General features: G+C 65.6%; 4 protein-coding genes and 1 pseudogene. 2 read left to right on the forward strand and 3 right to left on the reverse strand.

The features are described 5' to 3' along the window. On the reverse strand, window positions 1-6553 hold a 6553-nt coding region (locus tag QSG27_RS24980), incomplete at its 3' end, for a DUF4347 domain-containing protein (RefSeq protein WP_306710943.1). Between the two features lie 739 nt (window positions 6554-7292). Here QSG27_RS24980 and QSG27_RS24985 point away from each other — a divergent pair. Further along, the gene (locus tag QSG27_RS24985) at window positions 7293-7970 is read left to right on the forward strand and encodes a phage tail protein (RefSeq protein ID WP_306710945.1); all 678 of its coding nucleotides are present in this window, start codon (window positions 7293-7295) and stop codon (window positions 7968-7970) included. Between the two features lie 87 nt (window positions 7971-8057). After that, window positions 8058-8378: a DUF6916 family protein gene (locus QSG27_RS24990; RefSeq protein WP_306710947.1), complete on the forward strand. Its 321-nt coding sequence runs from the start codon at window positions 8058-8060 to the stop codon at window positions 8376-8378. Between the two features lie 115 nt (window positions 8379-8493). Here QSG27_RS24990 and QSG27_RS24995 read toward each other — a convergent pair whose 3' ends face one another. Both QSG27_RS24995 and QSG27_RS25000 read right to left on the reverse strand, forming a co-directional pair. After that, on the reverse strand, window positions 8494-9069 hold the full coding sequence (locus tag QSG27_RS24995; RefSeq protein ID WP_306710948.1) for a GNAT family N-acetyltransferase: 576 nt from the start codon (window positions 9067-9069) through the stop codon (window positions 8494-8496). A gap of 76 nt (window positions 9070-9145) precedes the next feature. Continuing rightward, window positions 9146-9775: pseudogene (locus QSG27_RS25000) on the reverse strand (hypothetical protein); the annotation flags it as partial.

Here is a 9775-nt window from a genome sequence, read left to right on the forward strand (position 1 = left end):
AGGTGGCGCTCGTCGCCCCGGTGATCGAGGCGGCGTTGGTGCCGTTGGTGTCGTCGGCCCGGTACCACTGGTAGGTGTAGCTCCGGTTGTCGCCGTCCGGGTCGCTCCAGCTGCCGTTGGTCGTGGACAGCGCGTTGCCCACCGTCGCCGTCCCCGACACGCTCGGGGCCACGCTGTTCACCGGCGCGCTGTTGGCGATGGCCGTGTAGGTCGAGGTCGCCGTCGGGGTGTGGGAGTTGCCGTCGTTGGCGGTCACCACGACGCGCAGGTACTTGTGCGCGTCCGACGTGGTCAGGGTGTAGGTGGCGCTCGTCGCCCCGGTGATCGAGGCGGCGTTGGTGCCGTTGGTGTCGTCGGCCCGGTACCACTGGTAGGTGTAGCTCAGGCTGTCGCCGTCCGGGTCGGTCCAGCTGCCGTTGGTCGCGGACAGCGCGTTGCCCACCTTCGCTGTCCCCGTCACCGATGGAACCACGCTGTTCGTCGGTGCGCCGTTCCCGGACCCCGCCGCGACGACCGTGCGGGTCGAGGTCGCCGTCTGGGTGCCGCCCCGCCCGTCGTTGGCCGTCACCACGACCCGGACATACTTGCCGAGATCGCCCGCCACCAACGTGTAGGTGGCGCTCGTCGCCCCGGTGATCGCCGTTTCACCCGCACCAGCGGTGTCGGTCGCCCGGTACCACTGGTAGGTGTAGCTCCGGTTGTCGCCGTCCGGGTCGCTCCAGCTGCCGTTGGTCGTGGACAAGGCGTTGCCCACCGTCGCCGTGCCGGTCACGCTCGGGGCCACGCTGTTCACCGGCGCGCTGTTGGCGATGGCCGTGTAGGCCGAGGTCGCCGTCGGCGTGCCGCCCTTTCCGTCGTTGGCGGTCACCACGACGCGCAGGTACTTGTGCGCGTCCGACGTGGTCAGGGTGTAGGTGGCGCTCGTCGCCCCGGTGATCGAGGCGGCGTTGGTGCCGTTGGTGTCGTCGGCCCGGTACCACTGGTAGGTGAAGCTCCGGTTGTCGCCGTCCGGGTCGCTCCAGCTGCCGTTGGTCGTGGACAGCGCGTTGCCCACCGTCGCCGTCCCCGACACGCTCGGGGCCACGCTGTTCACCGGCGCGCTGTTGGCGATGGCCGTGTAGGTCGAGGTCGCCGTCGGGGTGTGGGAGTTGCCGTCGTTGGCGGTCACCACGACGCGCAGGTACTTGTGCGCGTCCGACGTGGTCAGGGTGTAGGTGGCGCTCGTCGCCCCGGTGATCGACGCGGCGTTGGTGCCGTTGGTGTCGTCGGCCCGGTACCACTGGTAGGTGTAGCTCAGGCTGTCGCCGTCCGGATCGGTCCAGCTGCCGTTGGTCGCGGACAGCGCGTTGCCCACCGTCGCCGTTCCCGTGACTGACGGAACCACGCTGTTCGTCGGCGCGCCGTTGGAGGCGCCACTGAAGCTCACCGTTGGGGTGGCCGCGGTGCTGACGTTGCCGACGCCATCGGTGAGAGTGAAGCTGACCGTCCGGCTGGTCGTGGAATAGGTGGTGCTGTTGGAATTCCTATAGGTGATGTTCGCCAGCAGCGCCGTTATGGCCTCGGTCGTGGCGTAGCTGTTGAACGTGATGACCAGATCGCTGCCGTTCGAACCGCCGGTGAAGGTGCCGATGACCAAGCCGCTGTAACTGAGATTCGATCCGGAGATGCTGATTTTCTGCACACCGGCGGTCTGGTTGTTGATGGCCAGGACGTCTTCGGTGCTCGTCCCGCCGCTGGTGATGGACACCCGCAGCGTGCCGCCGTCCCAGCTTCCCGCCTCGGTGACCGCCACGGCGGTTCCCTGGTCGATGATGACGGCGGTGGTGCTGCCGGGCGTGTAGTTCACGGTGTCCGTGGACAGGTTCGTGATGACCGGAGCGGAACCGTCGAGGCTCCAGGTCGTCGCCGCGCTTGTCTTGGTGCCATCGGTCGCCGTCAGCGACAGGGTGCGCGCACCGTTCCCCGCCGCCGAGGCGCTGAAGGTCAGGGTGCGCAGCACCGCCTGATAGGCGGCGTCCGTTGCCGTGCCCGTCAGGGTCAGGACACCGGTGGCGGCATTGTAGGAGCTGGTGATGCCGCCGGAGTTGGTGACGCTCAGAATGTCGCCGGCGGTGAAGCCGGTGATGGTCACCGTGGCGCCGGTCAGGTTGGTGGAGTCGATGTCCACCACGGTGAGGTTCGCAGCGGCGTTCACCGCGCTCCCGCCGACGGTGAACTTGACCGCAGTCAGATTGCGCAGAAGCGGCGCCAGATCGAAATTGTCGAAGACGACCAGCCCACTGACGGATGCACCGGTCGATCCGGAACGGATCTCGCGGACCAGCGAGATCGTATCGGTCGCCGGATCGAGAACGAACAGCTCGTTGCCGTTCGCAGTCGTCGTCCCCGCGAAATAGATCTTCCCGTCATAGACCACGGGAATGCTGGACTTGTCATAGGTCGTCCAGCCCAGCGTCGTCGCGTTGGCGACGATCTTCGTCGCGGTGTCCGTGACCGGATCGTATTTGAAGATGTCGCGGTCCGTGCCGTTGCTGGCGGTGAAGTAGACCACACCGTTGACGCCGATGAAGCCGCGCGGATCGGAGGCTCCGCCGGCCCACAGGTTTTTCGCCGTGCGGGTGCTGGTGCCGAGGTCGTAGACGATGAGTTCCGTGTCGTCGCCATTTATCGCGGAGCTCGAGGGCGTCATCCGCGCGGAGAAATACAGCCTGCCCTGATAATAATAGAGATCGCCGACCAGAGCGACGCCATCCGTCTGTTCATTGGCCAGAACCGTGCCGCTCGCAGTGGTCGAAGTGTTGTAGTAGCGGATCGAGGCCGTACCGGTCGACAACTGGTCCGTCAAATAATAGATGGTCGTCCCATCCGTGGCCCATGTGGCCTGACTCACGCCGGTAACACCGGTCGACGTGACGACGCCGTTGGCATCCATCTTATACAGCGTGACGGAAGTGTCACCCGTCAGGTAGGCCGTGAAATACAGCGTGTCGTTGATCACCTTGTACAGCGCCCCGTTCACCGCCGCCGCGTTGGCGGTGCCGTTCAGGTCGATCGGGGTCACCGTGGTGCCATCGAACAGGAACAGATCCGGATAGCCGTTGGAGTCGGTCGTCGTCGTGGACATGAGCAGCTTGCCGCCGATCACGCCGCGCACCACGACGGCGCTGTTGGCCGCCGTGTAACCGTTCGCCGTGGCCCCGGAGCGGATGTCCTGCGCCAGGGTGAAGGACGCGCCGTCGTACCGGTACAACTCCGTCCCGACGCCGCCGAAGGGAACGGTCAGCCCATCGCTGCCGCTGAGATAGACGTTCCCGTTGTGCTGGTAGGCGAAGAAGCCCGGACTGCTGCTCTGGAAAAAGGACGCCGAACCGCTGCGGATGTACTCGCCCAGCATGGCCGACTTGCCGGTGACGCTGTTGTAGGCCCAAAGCTCCGCGCCGTTGGTGCCGTCGTTGGCGATGAAGAAGATGTTGTAGCCTTCGCCGGACGACGTCGCAGCGCCGACCAGGGAATAGCCGGATGCGGCGGTCGGGGTGCCGCCGTTGCCGTCGTTGGCCGTCACCACCACCCGGACATACTTGCCGAGATCGCCCGCCGCCAGCGTGTAGGCGGCGCTCGTCGCCCCGGTGATCGCCGTTTCACCCGCACCGGCGGTGTCGGTCGCCCGGTACCACTGGTAGGTGTAGGTCAGAGTGTCGTTTTCCGGATCGCTCCAGGTCCCGTCGGTCGTCGTCAGCGTTTGACCAACCGTCGGCGTGCCCGAGACCGCCGGAAGCGTGGAACTGGTCGGTGCCTCGTTCACGTTGGTGACGGTGACCGAAACCGTCTGGTCGGTGGTGTTGCCGTTGGCGTCCGTCGCGCGCACGATGACGGTATAGACGTTGTTGGTGTCCGTATCGGTCGGCACCTCGTAGTTCGGCGCTACGGCGAAGGCCAGCGCCGCGCCGGACAGCGAGAACTTCGCCTGATCGCTGCCGCCGACGAGGCTGTAGGTCACCGGACCGTTGCTGTCCGTGGCCGCCAGCGTGACGACCGCCGTCGTGTTTTCCGCAACCGAAGGCGTGGCGGAGGAGGTGAAGACCGGCCCGACCCGGTCCACCGTGTGGGTGCTCCCGGTGAAGCCCTGGTTCGCGATGGCGTTGGGCGTGGCCGCCGTGTCCTGGATGCCGGTGCCGCTGGACTTCAGGTTCAGCCCCAGCGTGCCGGCGCCCGACACGCTGTTGACCGTGACCGTGTAGCTGCTGCCCGATCCGCTGACCGACGCGATCGTGCCGGCCGCCGTGCCCGTCGTCGCCAGCGTGAAGTCGCTGGTGTCCACCCCCGTCACGCTCTCGCTGAAGGTCACGGTGAAGCTGACGGACGAGGCGTTGGCCGCCGGAGTTCCGGACACCGCGATGCTGCTGACCGTGGGCGGCGTCGTATCGACGCCCGAGGTCAGGGTGATCGCGCTGGTCCGCGCGGTGCTGGTCGTTTCGCCATCGTTGACGACGACCGTCGCGGTGCGCGTGCCCCCGGTGAAGCCGTTGGCGGAGTTCTTGTACTGGGTCAGACGGATCACCGCCTGGTAATTCGCCACCGACGCGGCACCGCTCAGCGTGATCGTGGCTCCGTCATTGGCGAGCGCCGCGATGCCCAACTGCTTGGCCGTATTCACGTCCGCCGCGGAGAGGGTCAGCGTTTCATTTCCGGTGTCCACCACGCCACTCAAGGTGACCGTGGCGCCGAGCAGGCGGGTGTCGGTGTCGGTTTGCGCCAGGGTGGCGTTGGGCGCGATGAGCACGCCGGAACTGGGCGTCCCGCTGCTGACGGATTCGTCGCTTCCGGTCCCCGCCCCGTTCAGGTCCACCGTCGGCGCGCCGGCGTTCCAGTGAACCTCGTACGCACCAAGGTCGAGCACACCGTCGCGAATGCGGTCGATGCCGCGGATGTCGTAACTCCCGCCGTAATAGTTCGCGTTGCTGCTGTTGCCCTTGTTGATGAACGTCGTTGCAGTCGAAGCCGGACGATAGTCCCGCAGACTGAGATTGGCATTGGTGGAGTCGACGAATGTCGCGGCACCGGTTATAGAGCCTTGGTAATTTTTATCGGCGTTTAGGGTAACTTTGGCGCTGTCGTAGATGATGGCGTTCGGATCGGCAAAATTTGTTCCGCCAAGATTGCCCGAGTTCCCCGCGATGATCGTGTTGTAAACGTTCAACGTCGCCGTGCTGGTTGATCCGCCATAATAGACACCGATGCCAGCTGTCTTTACACCGGCGGCGGCGGAGTTATTGTTGATGTAACTGTTGTTGGCAATGGTGACGTTACGTATGTTGACCGTAAAGGCTGCCGTGTTGTGCTGCTGCACAATGGTGGCGCCCGGGTAGTTCGCCGAAGGCGCGCCCATGTTCGCGACATAGCTGTTGTCTGCTAACAGACTGTTCTCGATCGTCAGCGTTCCGGTCACCTGCGTTCGAACGACCGCGAAGCCAGCCGTACCGGTCACCTCCCCCACGTTATCACGAAAAACCGAGTTCCTGATCGTCACGGATGTGGTCGCGGTGGTCGTGGTGATGACGTTGTTCAGGTTGTTCTGGAAGATCACACCATCGACTTCGAGCGCCCCGGACTGCACCGTCAGAACACCTTGAAGAGCGATTGAATGATAAAAGCGCTCCATGATCAGGTTCTTGACCGTCAGGGTTTTGCCCGACGCATTGAAGGTGAGTCCCCGGTAGTTCGCCGCCGCGAGCGTCGCGCCGTCGCCGTCGTCACCGGAGATCGTGATGTCGGCGATACCGTCGCCATTCACGTCGCCGTTGATCGTGAAGTTCTGAGCCGCCGCCGTCAGAGTGGTTGTCGTAACGCCCAGGGAAACCTTGGTGGGCATCAGCGTCGGGCTGAACTCGATCACATCGCCGGCGCTTGCATTCATGATCGCATGGTTCAGCGATCCCGACAGCGTCCCGGTCGCCGAGGTGATGACGACAGTCCCCAACCGACCGGCAAAGGCATCCATGGACGAGCGGGCAAAGGGCACCGCCGCCTCGATGGCCCCGCTTTGCACCTCCAGCGTCCAGTTCTGCCCCGTCGCGCTGCCGGTCTGGTCACCGGAAACCGCCACGTCCGCTCCGGTGAGACGGTGGATCGTCTGAACGAAGTCCTGCCCAACGTCTCCAGCACCGACGTTGCAAGCGTAGAAAAGAATGTCGCCGCCGGGCTTCAGCGCGGCACCGATCGCCTGGAGATCCTGCCCACGGTTCGCCAAACCGTCCGCCCAATAGGCGCGGCCGGAAATGTACAGGTGGCCGTCGTTGCCGTGGCTGACGACATGGATCGCATCCAGACCGGACAGCCCGGACAGCGCCTCGGCCATCTGGCCGAGCGCCTCCCGGCTGGGGTCGAGAAGCACGACCTTGGCGTCCGGCGCGACGTCCTTGATCAGTGTCTGGTAATCATTGACCGTCGTATCGACGAACACCACCGACCGGACCGATCCCTGGACTTGGGCCAGCCGCGCCGTCACCGCCGCGGGTTCGGTGAGAACCGGAGCGGAACCGGCGGGTGAATTCACGGCGTCAGGGACGGCCGCCTCCTTGGCCGCCTCCTTGGCCGCCGAATCGGCGGCGGTGTTGGACGTCTGGTTCGCCAGCAGCGCCTGATCGGGTTGATAATGCGCATCCGAGACCGTGGCTGCGCCAGCCGCGTCGAACATGAACCGCGGTTCCAGCGCCATGGCGAACATGGAAGAGGACGGTTTGCGCGTCTTGCCGGACAGCCCGTTCCCGCCAACGCCCTTCACACCCCGCATACGCGCCATGATTCCTCTCCCCGACGATCACCGTACCGCCTCCTTCCTACACCGAAGGCAGTCACTCATAAGTGTGAGATGTTGAGGAAAGTACCACCTATTCTCACGTGCATACAACGCTTGGTGACCCCGAGGTTGCGAATTTAATACCCCACTCTGACCCGATTCGCGTCCAGACATGGCGAAAGCTCGTTTCATTTTGCAACATTTCATCGAAATGCATCCTCCGGGTTTCAGTTTCGTCATAAAAACCTTCCAGGACCGCCACTGCCTCCCTGCGAAATACATACCTTCGCATGATAAAAGCCCGGAAGTTTGAGACGCCCACGCTTCTGGTAATGTGAAAGAACATATTCCAGTTCAGGCGCAGCGACCGAACTAGCGCTTTTGGAGAATATTCCGGTATTCTTGCCACCACGTTCGGTTTGGCGCGCTTGCCCCAGCGGTGATGCCGTGCCGCCGTCCGTCTCAATCAGCTTTAATGAAATTCGGGGGTATCGTTATGGACGTCTATATCGCCCTTATTTTCCCGTTCGCCGGCGTCTTCGCGCCGCAGGGCAGCGCCCAGTGCTGGGGCCAGGAAGTGCCCGTGCAGCAGAACCAGGCGCTGTTCTCGCTCATCAGCACCATTTACGGCGGCACCGGAAACCCGACCTTCAAGCTGCCGGACCTGCGCGGCCGCGTCATGGTCGGTTCCGGCATCAGCCCCTATCTGAACCTGACCCTGAACCCGGCCGCCGCCGGCGGCACGGCGGCCACCACGCTGAACCTGGTCAACCTGCCGCTGCACACCCACGCCGCGTCCTTCACGCCGGCCGGCGGCGGCGGCAGCACGGCCACCATCAACGCCACCGTGCAGATTCCGCTCTCGGCGGGTCAGGGCGCTTCGGCGACCCCCACCAACGGGGCCAACTGGCTTGGCGGCGTCAAGGTCAGCGATCCGAGCGCTGGCATCGATTGGCAGACCGACGGCCCCTACACCAACACCAGCCCCACCCCCACCGCTTCGTACCTGCAGGGTTCGGCCACCGGCAACGTCACGCTGTCCGGTGGCGGCGGCGTCGTGTCCGTGTCGCCGGGCGGCGGCCAGGGCATGCCGGTGCCGATCTCCAACCTGCAGCCGTTCCTGGCGCTCACCATGTTCATCGTCACCATGGGTATTTACCCGACCCGCGACTGATGACAGGTTGACACCCCGGTTCCGCCTCCGGCGGACCGGGGTGTCCCCCGCCCCCCGAAACGCCGTCCCGCTACCGGAAGCCCCTTCATGACCGTCGAATTCAGCACGCTGACCGCCGAGCAGTTCACCCCGCATATCGGCCAGACGTTCCGCTTCCTGGCGCCGGAGGACCGGTCCACGATCATTGAGGTCGAACTGGCCGTGGTCAAGGAGCGCCCGGAGTTCACCCCCCGCTGGGCGAAGCGGACCTCATTCTCGCTGACGTTCGAAGCGTTCGCGCAGAACGAGTTGTGGAACGGCAGTTACCTGATCGACCACCCGACCGAGGGGCCGCTCGGCCCCCTCTTCATCGTCCGGACGGTTCCGCTGAACCCGGACCGGCCCTGCTTCGAACTCGTCCTGAACTGACCGGTTCCGCCGCCGGTTCCACCGGCGCGCACCGCCGCAAGCCGCCTTTCCGATTGTCGCGGACACGGCGGCTTTGTCTTTTCGGCAACCCGGAAACGGGAGCGGGACGGCCTTTTCAGGCCGCGCCGCCCCGCTGCAACGCAAGCGGAAGAATCTGCGGCGGCAGATGCTGGATGCCCGGATGGCCGGGCGGCAACCAGATCAGTTCCAGAACCGGCGGAGACTTCACCAGCAGATCGAAGCCCAGCCGGTAGTAGAACCAGTGGACGCGGGTGTCCGTCTCGCTCACCGACAGGGTCATGGGCAGGCGGAACTGCATCGCCGTGCCCTGGAGGCTGCGCAGCAGGTCGGTGCCGATGCCCTTGCCGCGGGCCAGCTTGTGGATCTCCACCTCCGCCACGCGCCAGTCCCAACGGCCCATATCCAGGACGATCCGGCCCACCGGCTGGCCGGTCTTCTCCACCACGAAATCCAGGTGCTGCGGATAGCGGGTTTCCTGGCCGGTCCGCATGGCGTTGTATTGCTGTTCGTAAAGCGTGCGGATGAAATCCCGGTCCTGCTGGGCCTGAGCCTCGGCCAGCCAGGGCCGGGCGTCCATGAACAGCCCCAGAAGAAACTCCTCGTCCGAAGGCCGGGGATGGCGCACCGACAACCCGCCCATCAGCGGCAGCGATCCTTGGAAACCGGCCATCAGCCATGCCCTTTTCAGTAGCGGTAAGCGGCTGATTACATAGCGCAGGATGCAGCGTGGTGGCAAGAATCCCGCGTCAGGCTGCCGGCTGGCGAAGGGATTCAGCGGAAAGCGAGTCGCCAGCCGGCGGCGCCGCTCGCCGGGAGCCGATCCCGTCCAGAAGCTCGTCGAGAAGGGTGGCGAAGCGCTCCCGCGCCGCGCGCTCCATCAGGCTGTGGTCGGCGGCGGGAAGGCGCTCCATCCGCAGGCCGGGCATCCGGCGCAGCCGTCCGCCGCCGGCCCCGGCCTGGGCCTCCAGTTCGCCCAGGGTGACGTCGCCCTCGCTGTGCACCATCAGCACGGGGACCCCGCGCTCCGACAGGGTCTTGAACCCGCTCACCGGATCGTCCGGAGCGCCGCCCCGCCCCATCAGACCGGCGCACAGCCGCACCGCCCCGATCCGCAGGCGGCGGACCGCCCGTTCCGACAGGCCGCGCGCGATGCGCGCCGCCTTGCGGTCCTGGCGCAGGATGGCCTTCCAGGCCGCCGGCTCCGTCAGACGGGGGAGATAGGCGGCGGCGGGCTTCACCGCGGTCCCGATCGCCTCCTCCTGCGTCACGCCGCCGCCCAGCACGAAGCGTCCCGGATTGACCAGCGCCGTCCCGACCACCCGCGGGTCGGCCAGCGCCGTGTGCAGGGCCACCGCCGCTCCGGCGCACAGCCCCAC

The organism is Azospirillum isscasi, from assembly GCF_030849505.1.
GTDB classification, from domain to species: Bacteria; Pseudomonadota; Alphaproteobacteria; order Azospirillales; family Azospirillaceae; genus Azospirillum; species Azospirillum isscasi.

Bases quoted from the DNA above. Each gene is read 5' to 3' on its own strand.
- QSG27_RS24985 (WP_306710945.1), top strand. From the start codon at position 7,293: ATGGACGTCTATATCGCCCTTATTTTCCCGTTCGCCGGCGTCTTCGCG.
- QSG27_RS24990 (WP_306710947.1), top strand. From the start codon at position 8,058: ATGACCGTCGAATTCAGCACGCTGACCGCCGAGCAGTTCACCCCGCAT.
- QSG27_RS24995 (WP_306710948.1), bottom strand. From the start codon at position 9,069: ATGGCCGGTTTCCAAGGATCGCTGCCGCTGATGGGCGGGTTGTCGGTG.